This window comes from Microbacterium cucumeris, from assembly GCF_058349845.2.
Map to the genome: position 1 here is coordinate 427,079 of NZ_JBYRIZ020000003.1, position 16,694 is coordinate 443,772.

A 16,694-nucleotide genomic window follows, 5' to 3' on the forward strand; every position below is an offset into this window, starting at 1 on the left:
TCCGCCGGCGCTCACCAGGCCGGGAGCGCCGCCAGCTGCTCGGTCAGCGCGTCCCGCAGTTCGCGAGGGATGTCCTCTGCCGAGATCGCGTCCGCCGTGCCGCCCTCGGTGACGGCCCGCCACAGTCTCCGCTTGGTCTCGTAGCCGATGCCCGCCTGCTGCAGCAGGCCGAAGACGCGCTGCGGATCGAGAGGATCGGCAGGCACGGCGCCGCGGATCTCCAGACGGAACCCGGCGTCGAGCTCCACTGTTCCGAGGTCGATCCCCAGCCCGGCGGGGGCGAGGTCCTCGGCATCGGCGTCGACGACCTCCGACCCGAGTCGCCGGCCGTCCTGCATCGTCACCGAATCGGCGGATCGGACGCCGGGGATCCGGACGCGCATGCGACGGGAGGACATCGGAGCGCCGGAGTGCACCGCCACCAGGGTGATGTCCGCGCGTCCGTCGTCGTGCACGTCGAGTGTCTGCGTGAACGTCACGAGCCCTCGTTCGGGTGCCGCCGCACCGTCGTCCTCGGCGAGCGCGGAGGATCCGGTGCCGGGGATCACGAGCAACTCCATCGAGGTCGGAGCGTCCCCCGCGTGCGACAGCGGTTCGGCGTCCAGGGGCACGACGGCTCCGGCCCGCGCCAGCAGCGGATACTCCTCGAGCGGACGCGTGAGTAGCGCCTCGCGCGAACCGCGGTATCGCAGCCCCGTGAAGACGTCGACCCATTCGCCCTCCGGCAGCCACGCGCGCACGGTCGCGAGCTGAGACGCGCGCTCGCGCGGGACCGTGATCGGCACGACGAGCAGGTGCTCGCCGAGGAGGTATTCGTTCGGATGCTCGTACGCGCCGTGGGCGCGGGGCGCATCGTGGTAGAGCGGACGCACGACGCTGACGTTCTCGGCGTGCGCCGCCCACGCGGCGGTGTACAGCATCGGGATCAGCCGGTGCCGCAGGCGCAGATACCGCCGCATGATCGTCGCGGCCGGCTCACCGTACGCCCACGGCTCCTTCGAGCTGAACGGGTTCGTCGAGGAGTGCAGCCGGTTGATCGGCGACAGCACGCCGAACTGCAGCCACCGCACGGCGAGCTCGACGTCGTGCTCGCCGTGCATGTGCCCGCCGATGTCATGGCTCCACCACGTGTAGCCGGCGTTCGCCGCGGTCGCGGTGAACTCGGGCTGGAACGCCAGCGACGCCCAGCTGACGATCGTGTCCCCCGAGAATCCGACCGGGTACCGGTGGCCCGCGCGCTCGGTGTACCGCGAGAACGTCAGGGGGCGTCGGCCGTGCCGCGCCGAGGCGTGGAAGTGCGTGTGGTTCAGCATCCACAGCGGGTCCAGGCCGGGCAGGTGCGAATGCTCCCCCGACTGCCAGTCGATCCACCAGAAGTCCACGCCCTGGTCCTCGAGGGGGCCGAGCACGTGCTCCTGATAGGCGCTCATGAACCGGCGGGAGGCCACGTCGAACTCGATCGCGGTCCCCGCGTCGGGATCGCGTCCCATCGCCGTCGCGACAGCCGCGTAGGCGGCCTCGTGCCGACGGATGCCGTCGGCCGGATGCAGGTTGAGGGTCACCGCGAGGCCATGCGCATGCAGCTCGGAGAGGAAGCGCTCCGGATCGGGGAACAGCTCGCTGTTCCAGGTGTAGCCGGTCCATCCGGTCCCGATGGCCGGATCGACGTCCACGAGGTGCCAGTCCATGTCGATCACGGCCACGGACAGCGGGATGCCGTGCGCGCGGAACTTCGCCATGAGCGCCAGGTACTCGGGTTCGTCGTAGGCCCAGTACCGGCTCCACCAGTTGCCGAGGGCGAAACGCGGCACGAGCGGGATGGGTCCGGTGAGCGTGTGGAAGTCCCGCAGCGCCGCGGCGAAGTCGCGACCGTATCCGAAGAAGTAGAAGTCCTGACCGGCCCCCTCCCGGGGGCGGATCCATCCGTCCTCGGCGAGGACCAGCGAGGCCGAGTCGTCGAGCACCCCGAAGCCGAACGTGGACAGGATGCCGGGTGGGATCTCGATCGCCCCGTCGACCTCGTCGAGCGTGCGCGCCGTGCTGCCGAGGTTTCCCCGCAGCGGCAGGGTCTGCGGGTAGACCTGCCCGGGCCGCCACGTCGTGTAGTGCACGTCGGTGGCTCCGGCCAGCAGGGTGATCGAGAGTCCGGCCGTGCTCGGCATCCGCTCGTCGTACCGCAGCCGCAGGCTGTCGGTGATGATCTCGATGCCCTGCTCGTCCCGCACCGTATCGAAGCGCGCGACCGGGAAGCTCCGGTTCACCACCTGCTGCGTCTTCTCGTCGACGAAGTGCTCCTCGGGATCCCACTCGACCCGGATCAGACGGTCGGTGAGCACGGTGATCCGGTATCCCGGCCCTGTCACCACCGCTCCGTCCGGGGCCGGCGCCGGGGCGCCGTCCGAGAGCGAGATCAACGATTCGTCCTGCATTCTCAACCCTTCAGCGCCGCACTCGCCGCACCGGCGATGAACCGGCGCTGGAACACGATGTAGACGATCATCACCGGCACGATCGCCAGCGTCGTGGCGGCGAACAACCCGCCGTAGTCGGTGCTGTACTGCCCATTGAACGTGGTCAGGCCGACGGCCAGCACCTGCTTCTCCTCGGACGAGATCATGAGGTACGGCCAGAGGTAGTCCTCCCACACCCAGAGGAAGACGAAGATCGACAGCGCCGAGATGGCGTTCACGCTCATCGGGGCGACGATGCGGTGGAAGATGAACCACTCGGATGCTCCGTCGATGCGCGCGGCCTCGAGGATCTCGTCGGGAACGGCGTCCATGCTCTGGCGCATCATGAAGATGCCGAACGCGCTGATCACGGCGGGGATGATGATCGACGCCCAGCTGTCCGTGAGGCCGGCGGCGCGGAACATGGTGTAACGCGGAATGATGACGACCGCCCACGTGACCATCATGGTCGACAGGATGACGGCGAACAGCGCCCCACGGCCCCGGAAGCGGTACTTGGAGAACACGAAGCCGCCGACGAGGCTCGTGTAGACCGACAGCGCGGTGATCGTCACCGACAGGAAGACGCTGTTGAAGAACAGCCGGAAGAAGTCGAGCTTGGTCTGGATCGAGACGAAGTTCTCCAGCGTCCAGTCCCGCGGCCAGAACGTCTGCTCGAATCCGACGATCTCGGCGTTGGACTTGAAGGCCGACAGGATCATCCAGAAGAACGGCAGCACGATGATGAGGCCGACGACGAGCAGCACGGCGTTCAGAGCGAAGACGCGCACCTTCATGAGGGGCTCCCTTCGGTCTTCGCGGCGCGACGGCGTCGACGCGGGACGTCCAGTGCGGACTGGTTCATTCGCCAGGAGGCGGCGGTCAGCAGGGCCGTGACGACCAGCAGCACGAACGCGATGGCGGAGGCGTAGCCGAAGTCGTACTTCACGAACGCCTGCTCGTAGATCATGAACGAGATGAGCTGCGTCGAGGTCCCGGGGCCCCCGTTCGTCATCACCAGGACCTGCACGAAGGCCTGCAGATAGCCGATCATCGATGTGATGACGACGAAGAAGAGCATCGGCCGCAGCAGGGGCAGGGTCACGTGCCAGAACGTCCGCCAGGCGCTCGCCCCGTCGACGGATGCCGCCTCGAGCACGTCCTCGGGGATCGCGTAGAGACCGGCGAGGAAGAGGATGACGGCGAAGCCGAAGTCCTTCCAGATCGTCATGATGACGATGGCGAGCAGCGAGTAGCGCGGATCGAACAGCCAGTTGATGTCGAGGCCGAAGACGGTGTTGATGGCGCCGAACTGCGGGTTGTACATGAGCTTCCACAGGAACGCGACGGCCACGAGGGGCATCACGGTCGGCAGGTAGAAGACGGTGCGGAAGAACGTGCGCCACCGGCTCAGCTTCGAGAACAGCGCGTAGGCGATGGCGAGGCCGAGCACGATGCGCCCGACGATCGCGAGAACGCCGAACACGACGGTGTTCACGGAGGCGCGCCAGAACGTCGCGTCGGCGAACAGCTCGGTGTAGTTGTCGACTCCGGTGAAGTCGAAGGTGCCGTTGAGCGGGTTCCAGTCGTGGAAGCTGCCGACGAACGCGATGCCGATGGGGATCAGCAGCAGCACCACGATGGCGGCCATGATGACGCCGACGGTGAGGTTGCGCAGCCACAGCTCGCTCGCGGGCTTCTTGATGCGCCGCGTCGTCTGCGGCACCGGGGCCGTGTCCGGCACGGCGGGACGCGTGGAGGTCTGGGTGGTCATTGCCGGTGCCGCTCCCGGCCGCCGTCGAGACGGCCGGGAGCGCTCCTTCCTGCGAGGTTCAGTCGGCGGTGTAGAACGGGTAGAGACTCTCGGCCGAGCTGAAGTCCTTGCCGTCCAGGTCCTTCTCGATCGTCTGCTGCGCCGTCGCCAGCGCGTCCTCGGGGGCGACGCCGTTGAAGAGTATCTCCTCCCACATGGTCGCCGTCGAGGTCTCGAAGGTCGCGGGGATCGGACCCGGCCAGATGTACCGCTCGATGTCGCCGAATGCGGCGAGCGCCGGATCTTCCGTGAAGGCGGGGTCGTCCGCGATCGGCTTGTAGGCCGGGAAGATGCTGAAGCTCAGCGCCAGCTCCTTCATGGACTCCGCGTCGGTGAGGTAGTAGCGCAGGAAGTCCTGGGCCACCTCCTTCTCGGCGTCGTCCGCACCCGCGTTGATGCCGAAGGTCGATTCGCCGTTGTAGCGATCGAACGCGTACGGCGTCTCCCCTGCCGCCGGGACCGGCGTCTGGAACGCGCTCCAGGGCAGGTCCGGGTAGTCGTTGCGCAGCGTTCCGGAGAACCAGCCCCACGCGTAGATCATCGCCGACTGGCCCTGGCCGAAGCTCTCGGTGGCCGAGGCGCCGAAGTTCGCGTCGCCCGATCCGTCCGCGTAGATGTCGAGGAAGCGGTTGATGACCTCGAGGTTCGCCTCGTTGTCGACCGTGGGCGTGCTGCCGTCGGCGGCGAAGAGGTTCTGGCCGAGCTGGTAGGCCATGCCCATCTGCAGCGCCTGGCCGGTTCCGTTGAAGTTGAAGCCCGCTTGGCGCAGCTCGTCGCCCTCGCGGACGGTGAGCTTCTTCGCCACCTCGCGCAGCTCGTCCCACGTCTCGGGGATGTCGGCGTCGGTCAGCCCCGCCGCCTCCCACATGTCGGTGTTGTAGTAGATCGACCCGCTCATGAGACCGAGGTCGATGTAGTAGGTCTCCCCGTCGATGACGTGGGCGGCGGCGCCCGTGTAGTCGGCCTCGAGGTCGGCCGCGTCGATGTCGTACGGCTCCATGTTCGCGATGAGGTTGTCGTGCTGGGAGTTGTGCACGTTGAAGATCGCAGGTCCCCCGCCGGACTGCAGCTCGAGAGGGAGCTTGGTCCAGTAGTCCTCCCACGGCTGGTTCACGACCGTGATCGTGACGTTCGGGTGGATCTCCTGGTACGCGTCTGCGATGGCCTGGAACTGCTCGATGTTGCTCCATGCCCACCATTCGAGCTCGATGGGCTTGCCGTCGTTGACGAGGGTGTTCGGGTCGTACGTGACGTTGACGCCCGCGACGGGCAGGCCCTTGTCGGCCTCGGTGTCCTCGACACCGGCGCTGCCGCTCGTGCACGCGGTCAACGACACTGCGACGACGGCGGCCGCGCCGATCGCCACCGTCCCGCGTGCGCGCCTCGCTGATCGAATCATCAGGACTCCTTTGTCTGGTTTACCGGTATACCTTTACCGGTAAACTATGATGCATCAGGAGACGACGGCCCGTCAAGGGCAGGATGTCCGGAGACGACGAGGGGGATCCGACATGGTGACGATCGCGGACATCGCCCGCGTGTGCGGGGTGTCGAAGATGACCGTGTCGAACGTGCTCAACGGTCGGGACGAACGGGTCTCCGCGGCGACGAAGAAGAAGGTCCTGGATGCCGCAGCTGAACTGAACTATCAGCCCAGCGCCGCCGCCCGGTCGCTCTCCGTCGCCCGGAGCGAGATCATCTCGCTCGTGTACTACGCGGCGGCCGAGGGAGATCTCGGCCTGTCGAACCCGCATGACGCTATGCTGCTCGGCGAGATCGAGCGGCACGTCAGTGCGGCCGGCAAGCATCTCATGATCCACGCGGCGACGGACGCGGCCGACACGGCGCGGCGCCTGCGATCGTGGAACGTGGACGGCGCCGTCTTCCTTGGCGTGCTCGCGGACGAGGTCGAGCAGCTGCGGAGCCATCAGGACGTGCCGATGGTGTTCATCGACGCGTACACGGATGCCGCCGTCTCGACGGTCGGCATCGACGACGCTCTCGGCAGTCACGAGGCGACCCGGCACCTGCTCGCGGCGGGTCACCGATCGATCGCCTTCGTCGGCCCCGGGGCGACGAGCGCAGGCGTCATCAACGCGCGGTTCGCCGGCTTCTCGCGCGCGCTGTCGGGCGAGGGCATCGACCCGGACGGGATGCGCGTGATCGCGAATCTCACGTTCGCGGATGCGGATGCCGCGGCCGACGACCTGCTCGAGCATCCCGCGGGGTTCACCGCTGCCGTGGTGACGGCCGACATCCTCGCGATCGGTCTCATCAAGTCCTTCGCACGCCGCGGCATCCGCGTCCCGGAGGACTTCTCGCTCGTCGGCTTCGACGACCTGCCCATGGCCGACATGGTGACGCCGTCTCTCACGACCGTGCGTCAGGACATCGCCGAGAAGGCGCGCGCCACGGTCGAACTCCTGATGGAGCAGCTCGACGGGCGACGCGATCCCCGACGGATCGTTCTCGACCCGGTGCTGGTGACGCGGGAGTCGGTGGCGTCTCCGCGAGACGGACGGGCACCGGCGCATCGACCGTGAACCGCGGATGAACATCCGGGGAAGCCTGCCTCCGTCCTGCAGCGTCCTCCCCCGTAGCCGTGATCGGTAGCTTGACGGCGTGCTCTGATGGAGCCATGAGCCTCACCGATCCGGACGCGGAACGACGACGGCATGCCGAGAAGCCGACCGCCGGTCGCCTCGTCCTCCCCGCTCTCGTCGCCTTCCTGCAGCCCGCGCTCGCGACGATCGCCATGAGCGGGATGGTAGACAACGCGATGGACGACGTCTTCGACGGCACCAGCGTCATCGCGCTCGCGATCGCCTTCCCCGGCACCGGGGCCACCGTCTTCGCGATCATCCGATGGGCGGCGCTCTCCCTCCGCAACCCCGGCCTGCCGGGCCTCACGGCACCTCTCGGGCTGGCGGCGCTCGGCGCAGCCCTCGGACTCGGCGTGGCGGCTCCGCCACCGGCGTGGGTTCAGGCCCCCGCCGCGAACCCCGGCGTCGTGCTGCTCGGCATCCTGGGCGTGCTGCTCCTCGGCGCTGCTCTGTTCGCGCGCGGCTCCCGGCTGCGACGCCAGGCCCTCGACGACCAGATCATGCGCACCTCCCGCCCCGTGACCGGTGTGGTCACGAACAAGGGGTACACCCTGCCGGCGACCGAGGCGAGTGCGATCCTGACGACGGTCACGTACGCGTTCGCGGATGCCGCGGGCACGCGCCGATTCGTCCGCAAGAGCGAGAGCATCCCGATGACGGACCCCCTCGTGGACGGCGAGCGGGTCGACGTGTGGTTCGACCGGGCGAATCCGTCGGACGTTCGACGGATCGTGGTCCGCCGGCGGCCGGAGAGCGCGCGGTGAGCGGCGGGCGGGCTAGCATTCAGGGATGACCCGCAGCGCACCCATCGACGACGTTCCCATCGGCGGCGAGATGATCCGCCTGGGCCAGTTCCTCAAGTTCGCGGGACTCCTGGACTCCGGAGGCGACGCCAAGGAGGTCATCATCGACGGTTACGTCGCCGTCAACGGCGAGGTCGAGCGGCGCCGCGGACGCCAGCTCCACGACGGCGATACGGTGACGTTCGAGGGGCGCACGGTCCGGGTTCGTCCCTGAGGGCGATCAGCGTCCCGGCGGCCCGTCCAGAACCGTGGGCACGTACTCGAGCAGTTGGGTGAGCCCGTCGAAGGTGCGCGATTCGACGAGCTCGAGGCGCACGTCCGGGTAGCCGTCGAAGATGCGATCCCGTCCGGTCGCGCCGGTGATGACGGGGAAGATCACGACGCGATACCGATCGACGAGGCCTGCCTCCAGCAGCGAACGGCACAGCGCCACGCTGCCGAGCGTGCGCAGCGGGCGGTCCGACTCGCGCTTGAGGTTCCGCACGAAGTCGATCGCGTCCGTGCGGACCAGCGTGGAGTTCTCCCAGGACAGAGGCTCCTCGAGCGAGGAGGAGAACACGTACTTCCGGATCGGATCGAGCACATCCGTTCCCGGCTCGCCGCTCGCGGTCAGCTCCGACATGAGGCGATAGGTCGTCGCTCCCATGAGGAGAGGATCGTCCTTCTCCGGTGAGGTGTCGAGCCACGACAGGTACTCGGGACCCTCGATGCCCCACAGCCCCGGCCATCCCTCGGCCGCGCCGTACCCGTCGAGGGAGCAGATGAAGTCGATCGTCAGCTTCGCCATCGTTGCCTCCTTGGCCCCCGCGCAGGAGTCTAGGTCGGCGTCGGGTGGGAGCGGAAGGCCACCCGGCATCCCGGCCTCCGACAGGGCGGCGCTTCCACGGCGGCCCGGGGCGGCCGTGAAAGACTGAGGGCCCACCGCTTCCCAGGAGTACCGATGACACGCGCCCCGTCGAGGAGTCGGCGCCGAGCCGCAGTCGTGATCGCCGCCGCATGCGGGCTCGCGGCTGTCGGCTTCGGTCTCATGACCGCGGGACGATCGCCCGCGTCGACGCCGAGCTCATCCGCCTCACCGCGATCGACCCGGATTCGCGCGTGACCGACGAGGTCCCCATAGACGCCGACACTGCCATCCGGATTCCCGGCGAGGAACTGCCCGCGGGCCGAGTCGTGCGTGGCGCGGGCGCGGATGCCACCGGCGAGGTCGTCGAGTTCCACGATCCCATCGCGTTCTACCGCGAGTACGAGGGCGGCGGCGCGCTGCCGGAGACCACGGACAGCTTCGGGCACCGCACGGCGGCTCAGGGCACCACCGACGAGGTCGTGAAGGTCGATGACGCCACCGTGTCGCGGATCTTCCCCGCCTACAACCAGAACACCTCCACCGACGAGCGGGTGCCGGCCTGGGACCTCCAATCGACCTCGCGGCCGCGCACGCCCAGGGTCGCACCAACCTTCCGCTGCCCCTGTCCTGGTACGCCTCGCCGTTCGCACACACGCTCGACGCGGCGGCGCCCTGGCTGCTGGGAGCGAGCATCGTGACGGGAGCGGTCGCGCTCGTCATCGCCCGTCGGAACCGCAGCGACGACGGGCTGCTGCGCACCTGACAGCGATGCGGCTCGGTCCGGGGCGTTTCGACCTCGAGTGCGGGCCGGTTCGAGCGGGCGCGGGCGCAGGGTGCGTTGATCAAGGTGGTACTGCGGGGCTGAAGTTGTTGCGGTCCATCCCCGATAGAGTCTTGGACGTGCGCGAGGAGCATCTGTTCGGTATCCGCCTGTACCCGGCGACAGTGAGCGCAGACGTCGTTTCCGGAACGCGCGAGATCGGCAGTGTCCACGATGGAGAGTTCCTGGTCATGGAGGACAGTGACGGGACGACATCGGTGTATGACGTTGCGACAGGCGAATGCTTACCGCTCAACCGCGACCGGCGAGCCACCGAAGGCTTCCTTGAGGCTTTCGCGGAGTATCTGAGCTCCGGGCCGCCTGCCCCGACGCCGGTGACGATGACGGCTGAACAGGCCGCTGAGCGTCTTCGTGCTTTCCGGGAGGGGCAGGTTCGTCCTCGCGTCCTCGCAGGCAATGGGCTCTCTCACCGCACACGGCTGAGGAGGCTCCGAAAGCGGCTTCACGCCATCGACAGCACCGCGACCGGGCCGGACTCATGGTGGAGCGGCCTCATCGAAGAGGCGGAGAACGACCTGCTCTGAGCGGCGTCAAACTGAGCTGGTGCCCTAGTTGAAGTTGCCGCCACCGCCGCCGAAGTCGCCGGGTGCCATGTCCGCGAAACGCGAGTAGTGGCCCTGGAACGCCACCTGGATCGTCGCGGTCGGGCCGTTGCGGTGCTTGGCGACGATCAGGTCGGCCTCGCCGGGGCGCACATCCTTGTCGTAGACGGAGTCGCGGTGCAGCAGGATCACCATGTCGGCGTCCTGCTCGATCGAGCCCGATTCGCGCAGGTCGCTGATCGCGGGCTTCTTGTCCTGGCGCTGCTCCGGTCCTCGGTTCAGCTGGGACAGGGCGATCACGGGAACCTGCAGCTCCTTGGCGATGAGCTTCAGGCTTCGCGAGAACTCCGAGACCTCCTGCTGACGCGATTCGACGCGCTTGCCGCTCGTCATGAGCTGGAGGTAGTCGATGATCACCATCTTGAGGCCGGCGCGCTGCTTGAGGCGTCGACACTTGGCGCGGATCTCGACGAGCGTCATGTTCGGGCTGTCGTCGATGTACAGCGGCGCGTCGTTGATGCGGCCGCGGGTCGCGGCGACGGTGGTCCAGTCGCGCGGGTCGAGCGTGCCCTTGCGGAGGTTCTGCAGCGGCACCGCGCCCTCGGCGCTGAGCAGGCGCATCGCGATCTCGGCCTTGCCCATCTCGAGCGAGAAGAAGATCGACGGCTCGTTGTGCCCGATCGACGCGGCGCGGGCGAAGTCCAGGGCCAGCGTCGACTTGCCCATGGCGGGTCGCGCCGCGACGACGATCATCTGCCCGCCGTGCAGGCCGTTGGTGAGCTCGTCCAGTTCCTTGAAGCCGGTCGGGATGCCGGTCATCGACCCGTCTCGACCGCTGGCCGCCTCGATCTCCTCGACCGCGGCGTCCACCGCGACGGTCAGCGGGACGTAGTCCTCGGCCGTCTCGGACCCGGTCACCGAGTAGATCTCGGCCTGCGCGTTGTTCACGAGGTCCGTGGCGTCGCCCTGCCCGTCGTAGCCGAGCTGGACGATCCGCGTGCCGGCGTCGACCAGGCGTCGCAGGATCGCACGCTCCGAGACGATGCCGGCGTAGTACCCGGCGTTCGCCGCGGTCGGCACGATCGAGGTGAGCGTGTGCAGGTAGTCGGCACCGCCGGCCCGGCCGAGCTCGCCGGTCTTGATGAGCTCGTCCGTCACCGCGACGACGTCGGTCGGCTCGCCGTGGGAGTACAGCGAGAGGATGGCCTCGTAGATCAGCTCGTGCTTGGGAACGTAGAAGTCGGCGCCTTTGAGCGTCTCGATGACGTCGGCCACAGCATCCTTCGACAGGAGCATGCCGCCCAGAGCGCTCTGCTCGGCGAGCAGGTCATGAGGCGGCGTCCGCTCCGGCGGCCGCTGTCCCCCGAGGCGCTCTTCCGAGATGTCGGCGATCGACACAGGGCTCCCTTCGGTGCGGTGGACGGTGCGGGCCCGAAGCCCTGCGGCGACGGCATCCGCCGGCGGAACACAGCGAACCACCCACCTCGGACATCGCGTCGCCCGATAACGCTAGAAGCGCCGTTGTCCACATGCAAGACGCCCTGTGGATAACTCTGTGGAGAGCTTGCGGAGAACGTCGGAGTGTCTGTGTAGAACGATTGTGGATAAGCCTGTGAAACACAGTTTCAGGGCACTCTTTTATGCGCCTGGACCGGGACTTTTCGCAGTCCCCAGCCTGTGGATGAGATTCAGTTTCAAGAGCCGGTTTAAGGTTTCTCCTCCGCGGTCGACATGTGTACAACCTGGGGAAAGTCAAGTCCGGATCCTGCCGGGCGCGTCACCGCGCGACACGCCGCGAAACACGCGAAGACGCTCTGGACACGCATCCGACCCTCGGAGTAGTCTCGGCGCATCGGCGCAGGGTGCGTCGACAGCGTTTTCCTTCGGAGGGGGAGGTGAACGTGCCCGCGACATCAGCTCGACGCCGCCTGTCTTCCGGCGTCCTGTGGGGTGCGTTCGGCGTCCTCGCGTGGGCGGGCATCACCCTCCTGACCGGCACCGGGACCGCACACGCTGCGGATGAGGAGCCGGATGCTCCCCGCGGGCCCCTCACGTCGCTCGTGACCGGCGTCACCGACACGCTCGGCACCGTCACCGAACCGGTCGCCGCGGCCGTCGAGCCGGTTGTCACCCAGGTCGTGAAGCCGGTCGTCACCCAGGTCGTCAAGCCCGTGGTCACTCAGGTCGTCAAGCCCGTGGTCACTCAGGTGGTCAAGCCCGTGGTGGAGGACGTCGCGGAACCTGTCACGTCCGCCGTTCCCGAGGTCGTCGACACCGTCACCGACACCGTCGCAGAGGTTCCCGTCGCCGGCGACGTCGCCGCCCCCGTGCTCGAGACCGTCGGGGACGCCGTGACCGCCGTGACCGCGCCGGTCACGGATCTGGTCCAGGGCGGTCCGGCGTCGCAGATCACGGAGCCGGTCCTCGACCTCGTCACCGGGCTGCCGATCGTCGGCGACATCGTGGCGGACTCCGGCCTCGGCGGCCTCGTGGACGAGGTCGTGTCGGTCGTGGACGAGACGACCGACGTGGTCGGCGGCGTCCTGGATGACACGGTTCCCGGCGTGGTCGACGGTCTCATGCCCGCGCACCCGACCGTTCCGGGCCCGTCACCCGAGACGCCCGTCGTCGTGCCGGCATCTCCGCGCACCCACCCGCTTCCCGCTGTCGTGCTGTCGTCTGCGACTTCCTCCCGGGCGACGGCGCCGGTTGCGGATGCAGCGGGGTCCGCCGCTCTGCCTGCCGAGATCTCCGGCGTCGCCGCCGCGCCCGCCGAGGCCGGCACCGACGGGTCCGCGGGCCTTCCCTCCGCTTCTCCGCCGGGTTCCGCCCCGGCATCGACGTCCTCCGCCGGTCACGGCGGGGGCTCCCCCACGGACGGCGCTCGTGTGAACGACGCCGCCTCCGAGCTGCTTCGTGCCGGGAAGCAGCTCCACTCCGCCCCGACTGACGACCTGCCGTCGTCTCCGGTCGCGGAGACCGACGTCTCTCCTGACTGATCGGTGATCGCGTCGTCCCCCGTGGACGGCGATGCGGTGCTGCGCGCACACCCCACATTGCGCGTCATCCCGATCACTTTTCCGTCAGGAGTTTCATCATGCGCACTATCACCAGGCAGGCCCTCTGGGGCGTGCTCATCGCCGGGGGGATCACCCTGCTCGGCGCGACAGCCGCCAACGCGGCTGAGACGGACGGAGACGACGGTCTCCTCTCCGGAACGCAGGCCGTCGCGCCCGTCACGGCGCCTGTCACGATCGCCGACAATGCGATCTCGGTGCTCGGCACCGCCACAGTCCAGGAATCCGACGCGTCCTCGCCCGCACCGGCACCCGCCCCGGCGCCCGCCGCCACGACCGACGGCGCATCCGGCACGGCATCCGGTTCGCAGGCCGTCGTGACGGTGAACGTTCCGGTCACCGTGCAGAACGTCGCGGTGAGCGTCCTCGGATCCTCCGAAGCCGGCACCTCCGCCGCCGTACCCCAGCAAGAGACGCCCCAGGTCTCAGAGCAGAGCCCGGCCCCCCAAGCCGACCCGGCTCCGGCGGCGGAGGAGCCCCTCGTCGAGACGAGCGGCAGCGACGCTCTCCTCGGCGGCACCCAGGGGCTGATCCAGGTCAACGCCCCCATCACGGTGAGCGGAAACGCGGTCTCGGTGCTCGGCACCAGCGAGGCCGAGCAGGGCGGAGACGAGGATGCTGCGGCACCGGCATCCCCGTCTCCGGATGTCTCGGCCGAGACGGACGGCACGGACTCCACGGCCGGCGGGACACAGGTCGTGGCGCCGATCACGGCACCGGTCACGATCGGCGGCAACGCCGTCGCCGTCCTCGGTGACAGCACCGCGGAAGGACCGGCGCCTGCCGCCTCGGCGGCCGCGCCGCAGACGGAGGCGACCACGAATGGCGGGGACGCGATCCTGGGCGGCAGCCAGGTCGTCGCACCGATCACGGCACCCGTCACGGCCTCCGGCAACGCCATCGGCGTCCTCGGAACCGCGACCGTCGACGACAGCGCCGAATCGACGCCCGCCGCACCGTCGACGGCCCCCGCCACGACCACCGACGGCGAAGGATCGCTCGGAGGCGGCACGCAGGTCGTCGCACCGGTCACCGCACCCGTGACGGTGGCCGGCAACGCGGCCGGCGTCCTCGGGACCGGCACGGTCACGGCAGGCAGCGGCGCGCCGCCTGCAGGCGGCCAGAGCACGGATGCCGTCACCACCGGACTCGAATCGATCCTCGGCGGCACCCAGGTCGTGGCACCGATCACCGCGCCCGTCACGATCGGCGGGAACGCCATCGGCGTCATCGGCGAGGCAGAGGTCGTCGACCCGGGAACAGACCCCGGCACGGACCCGGGAACGGATCCCGGGACAGACCCTGGCACGGACCCCGGAACGGATCCCGGGACAGACCCTGGGACAGATCCGGGCACGACTCCGGACGCCGGCGCGAGCACGCCTCCGCACTCCGGCGGCCAGGCGGCTCCGGTGAGCGCGATCTCCGGCGCTGAGGCGCTGGCCTCCACCGGGGCGGGTTCCGTGCTGCCGGCGATCTCGATCGGGTTGCTCTTCCTGCTTCTCGGAGCCTGCCTGCTGCGCCGCCGTACGGCGTAGCGCCCGACCCCGGACCGGGTTCGGCGTCCTCGGGGGAGGAGCCGTCGGACCCCGTCCGGAGCGTGCGCGCCCGTGCGGCCGGCTTCCCACCGGTCCCCGCCGTTTCTCGGCGCCGCGCGCACGCGCCCGGGCGGATGTCCCGAGTTCGTTCTCGGGGCATCCGTCACGCGCCCGTATCGTCAAGGGGTTGACGATACGGGCGCGAACCGGTCTCCTGGCAGCAGAACAGGAGGCCGCATGGCACGCATCCACCGGGTCGATCCCGCGACCGCTCCCGGGATCCGCCGGCAGCGCGCACGTGGCCGCTTCCGATATCTGGACGCCGACGGGCGACCGGTCGATGAGGCCACCCGCCGACGGATCGCCGACCTCGTCATCCCGCCGGCGTGGACGCACGTCTGGATCAGCCCGGACCCGGACGGACACATCCAGGCGGTCGGCACGGACGTCGCCGGTCGTCGCCAGTACCTCTACCACGAGCGCTGGCGGACCCGACGGGACGGAGAGAAGTTCGACCGGGCGCTGGACCTCGCCGCGGCTCTGCCCACCGCCCGCGCGCTCGTGACGCGGGATCTCCGCGGCGACGACCCCCGCCGACGGACCCTCGCCGCCGCGTTCCGGATGCTCGATCGCGGAGCGGTGCGCATCGGTTCCCCCGGGTACCTGCGGCGATACGGCAGCCGCGGACTGCTGACGCTGCGCTGGGGCGACCTGCACCTGCGCGGGGCGACGATCTCCCTGCGGTTCACCGGCAAGCTCGGGCAGCCTCAGCTCGTCGAGTTCGAGGACGACGATCTCCGGGTCTGGATCCGCGCTCAGCCGGCGCGGCCGCTGCGCGCCCTCATCCTGCGCTATCGGGCGGGGCGCCGCATGCGGTCCGTCACGCCGGGCGAGCTCAATGCCTACATCGCCTCGGTCACCGGCAATGCGTTCACCGCCAAGGACCTGCGCACCCTGCGCGGCACGATCATCGCCGCGCTCGCCCTGGCCGATCCGGCGGAGGACGGCGGGGGCGCGGAGGAGCGGGAGCGGCGCGCCGTGGATGCCGTCGCCGCGGCCCTCGGCAACACCCGGGCCGTCGCCCGCGCCAGTTATGTCGATCCCCGGGTGCTGCGGGCCGCTCGCGCGGGCCGCGTCCTGGACCGAACCGTGTCCCCCGAGACGGCTCTGCTCCGCCTGCTGCGCGCCTCGTGACCGCGAGCGCACGGCATCCCGTCGAGTGCACGATCCGGCGACGCCGACACGTCGAGCACTCGGTCCGACCGGTGCGACCTGCCCACACGCACGAACGCCGCCCTCCGAGCGGAGGACGGCGTTCGTCGGTGTCGCGCCTTACTTGGCGGCGACGACCTGCAGCGTGATGACAGCGGTCACGTCGTCGTGCAGACGAACCGTGGCCTCGTGCTCACCGGTCGCCTTGATGGCGTTGGTGATGTGCACCTTGCGCTTGTCGATCGAGCCGAGACCGGCGGCCTCGACGGCATCCGCGATGTCGGCGGTCTTGACCGAGCCGAACAGGCGACCGGCAGCGCCGGCCTTGACGGCCAGGCGGACCTTGGTGCCCTCGAGCTTGTCCTTGAGCGCCACGGCCTCGTCGCGGTCGTGGATCGCGCGCGCCTTGCGGGCGGCCTGGATCTGCTCGACCTGCTTTTCGCCACCGCGGGTCCACGCCGTAGCGAAGCCCTGCGGGATGAGGTAGTTGCGGGCGTACCCGTTCTTGACCTCGACCACGTCACCGGCGCTTCCGAGCCCGGCGACCTCGTTCGTGAGAATCAGCTTTGCCATGTCGGTACCCCTCAGCGGCCAGCGCCGGCGTAGGGCAGGAGAGCCATCTCGCGAGCGTTCTTGATCGCCTTGGCGATCAGACGCTGCTCCTGCACGGAGACACCGGTGATACGACGGGCACGGATCTTGCCGCGCTCCGAGATGAACTTGCGAAGGGTCGCGACGTCCTTGTAGTCAATGACGCCGACCCGGATCGACTTCGCGGGGGCGGCGTTCTTCGCGCCCTTCCGCGGCTTGCGGCGGTCGCCGCTCGACTTTCCAGCCATGAATATTCCTTAGTGATGAAGACGGATGCCTCGGCATCCGGAGGTTTTGTGACGAGGGTTTCGACTCGATCGCCTTCGGCGGTCTCGCTCAACCTTGAGCCGCTGGCGCGTCAAGGTCGCTTCGCGACC

Annotated in this window: 16 protein-coding genes; 8 read left to right on the forward strand and 8 right to left on the reverse strand. The window is 69.2% G+C overall.

Annotation, left to right across the window (positions count from 1 at the left end; all coding sequences use genetic code 11):
- Positions 1-11: 11 nt before the first annotated feature.
- From AC3RXZ_RS11160 to AC3RXZ_RS11175, 4 genes are read right to left on the reverse strand one after another with little or no spacing between them, the layout of a single operon-like run.
- Entirely contained in the window at positions 12-2,429 is a 2,418-nt protein-coding gene (locus AC3RXZ_RS11160) for a glycoside hydrolase family 31 protein (protein ID WP_491494067.1), read from the reverse strand.
- A gap of 2 nt (positions 2,430-2,431) precedes the next feature.
- Entirely contained in the window at positions 2,432-3,247 is an 816-nt protein-coding gene (locus tag AC3RXZ_RS11165; RefSeq protein ID WP_243228479.1) for a carbohydrate ABC transporter permease, read from the reverse strand.
- Complete coding sequence (locus tag AC3RXZ_RS11170; RefSeq protein ID WP_491494068.1) at positions 3,244-4,224, reverse strand: carbohydrate ABC transporter permease; 981 nt, start codon at positions 4,222-4,224, stop codon at positions 3,244-3,246. Before AC3RXZ_RS11170 ends, AC3RXZ_RS11165 begins: the two co-directional genes overlap by 4 nt.
- Positions 4,225-4,282: 58 nt before the next feature.
- Positions 4,283-5,662, reverse strand: coding sequence for an extracellular solute-binding protein (locus AC3RXZ_RS11175; RefSeq protein ID WP_491494069.1), 1,380 nt, complete (start codon positions 5,660-5,662; stop codon positions 4,283-4,285).
- A gap of 112 nt (positions 5,663-5,774) precedes the next feature.
- On the opposite strand from AC3RXZ_RS11175, the gene AC3RXZ_RS11180 reads away from it, so the two are divergent.
- The 3 genes from AC3RXZ_RS11180 (at position 5,775) to AC3RXZ_RS11190 (ending at position 7,883) form a co-directional block, all read left to right on the forward strand.
- The gene (locus tag AC3RXZ_RS11180) at positions 5,775-6,806 is read left to right on the forward strand and encodes a LacI family DNA-binding transcriptional regulator (protein ID WP_491494070.1); all 1,032 of its coding nucleotides are present in this window, start codon (positions 5,775-5,777) and stop codon (positions 6,804-6,806) included.
- A gap of 95 nt (positions 6,807-6,901) precedes the next feature.
- On the forward strand, positions 6,902-7,630 hold the full coding sequence (locus tag AC3RXZ_RS11185; RefSeq protein ID WP_491494071.1) for a hypothetical protein: 729 nt from the start codon (positions 6,902-6,904) through the stop codon (positions 7,628-7,630).
- Between the two features lie 25 nt (positions 7,631-7,655).
- Positions 7,656-7,883, forward strand: a complete 228-nt coding sequence (locus tag AC3RXZ_RS11190) for an RNA-binding S4 domain-containing protein (protein ID WP_491494072.1) — start codon at positions 7,656-7,658, stop codon at positions 7,881-7,883.
- Positions 7,884-7,889: 6 nt separating this feature from the next.
- Here AC3RXZ_RS11190 and AC3RXZ_RS11195 read toward each other — a convergent pair whose 3' ends face one another.
- Positions 7,890-8,456 (reverse strand): dihydrofolate reductase family protein, encoded by a 567-nt coding sequence (locus AC3RXZ_RS11195; protein WP_491494073.1) that lies wholly within the window; start codon positions 8,454-8,456, stop codon positions 7,890-7,892.
- 311 nt (positions 8,457-8,767) lie between these two features.
- Here AC3RXZ_RS11195 and AC3RXZ_RS11200 point away from each other — a divergent pair, with 311 nt between their 5' ends.
- Together AC3RXZ_RS11200 and AC3RXZ_RS11205 are read left to right on the forward strand one after the other, a co-directional pair.
- Positions 8,768-9,214: a hypothetical protein gene (locus AC3RXZ_RS11200; protein ID WP_491494074.1), complete on the forward strand. Its 447-nt coding sequence runs from the start codon at positions 8,768-8,770 to the stop codon at positions 9,212-9,214.
- A 202-nt stretch (positions 9,215-9,416) separates the two neighbouring features.
- Entirely contained in the window at positions 9,417-9,881 is a 465-nt protein-coding gene (locus tag AC3RXZ_RS11205; RefSeq protein ID WP_491494075.1) for a hypothetical protein, read from the forward strand.
- A gap of 24 nt (positions 9,882-9,905) precedes the next feature.
- Here the strand turns inward: AC3RXZ_RS11205 and dnaB are convergent, their stop codons facing one another.
- Positions 9,906-11,297 (reverse strand): replicative DNA helicase, encoded by a 1,392-nt coding sequence (dnaB, locus tag AC3RXZ_RS11210; RefSeq protein WP_491494076.1) that lies wholly within the window; start codon positions 11,295-11,297, stop codon positions 9,906-9,908.
- Positions 11,298-11,800: 503 nt separating this feature from the next.
- On the opposite strand from dnaB, the gene AC3RXZ_RS11215 reads away from it, so the two are divergent.
- The 3 genes from AC3RXZ_RS11215 to AC3RXZ_RS11225 all read left to right on the forward strand — a co-directional run bounded on the left by AC3RXZ_RS11215 (position 11,801) and on the right by AC3RXZ_RS11225 (position 15,708).
- Positions 11,801-12,898: a hypothetical protein gene (locus tag AC3RXZ_RS11215; protein WP_491494077.1), complete on the forward strand. Its 1,098-nt coding sequence runs from the start codon at positions 11,801-11,803 to the stop codon at positions 12,896-12,898.
- Positions 12,899-12,996: 98 nt separating this feature from the next.
- Positions 12,997-14,514: a hypothetical protein gene (locus tag AC3RXZ_RS11220; protein WP_491494078.1), complete on the forward strand. Its 1,518-nt coding sequence runs from the start codon at positions 12,997-12,999 to the stop codon at positions 14,512-14,514.
- 237 nt (positions 14,515-14,751) lie between these two features.
- A complete protein-coding gene (locus AC3RXZ_RS11225) occupies positions 14,752-15,708 on the forward strand; it encodes a DNA topoisomerase IB (RefSeq protein ID WP_243228469.1) in 957 nt (318 codons plus the stop codon).
- 138 nt (positions 15,709-15,846) lie between these two features.
- On the opposite strand, the gene rplI is transcribed toward AC3RXZ_RS11225, so the two are convergent.
- Both rplI and rpsR read right to left on the reverse strand, forming a co-directional pair.
- A complete protein-coding gene (gene rplI, locus AC3RXZ_RS11230; protein ID WP_243228468.1) occupies positions 15,847-16,299 on the reverse strand; it encodes a 50S ribosomal protein L9 in 453 nt (150 codons plus the stop codon).
- Between the two features lie 11 nt (positions 16,300-16,310).
- Positions 16,311-16,565, reverse strand: coding sequence for a 30S ribosomal protein S18 (gene rpsR / locus AC3RXZ_RS11235; protein WP_040168021.1), 255 nt, complete (start codon positions 16,563-16,565; stop codon positions 16,311-16,313).
- Positions 16,566-16,694 lie beyond the last annotated feature (129 nt).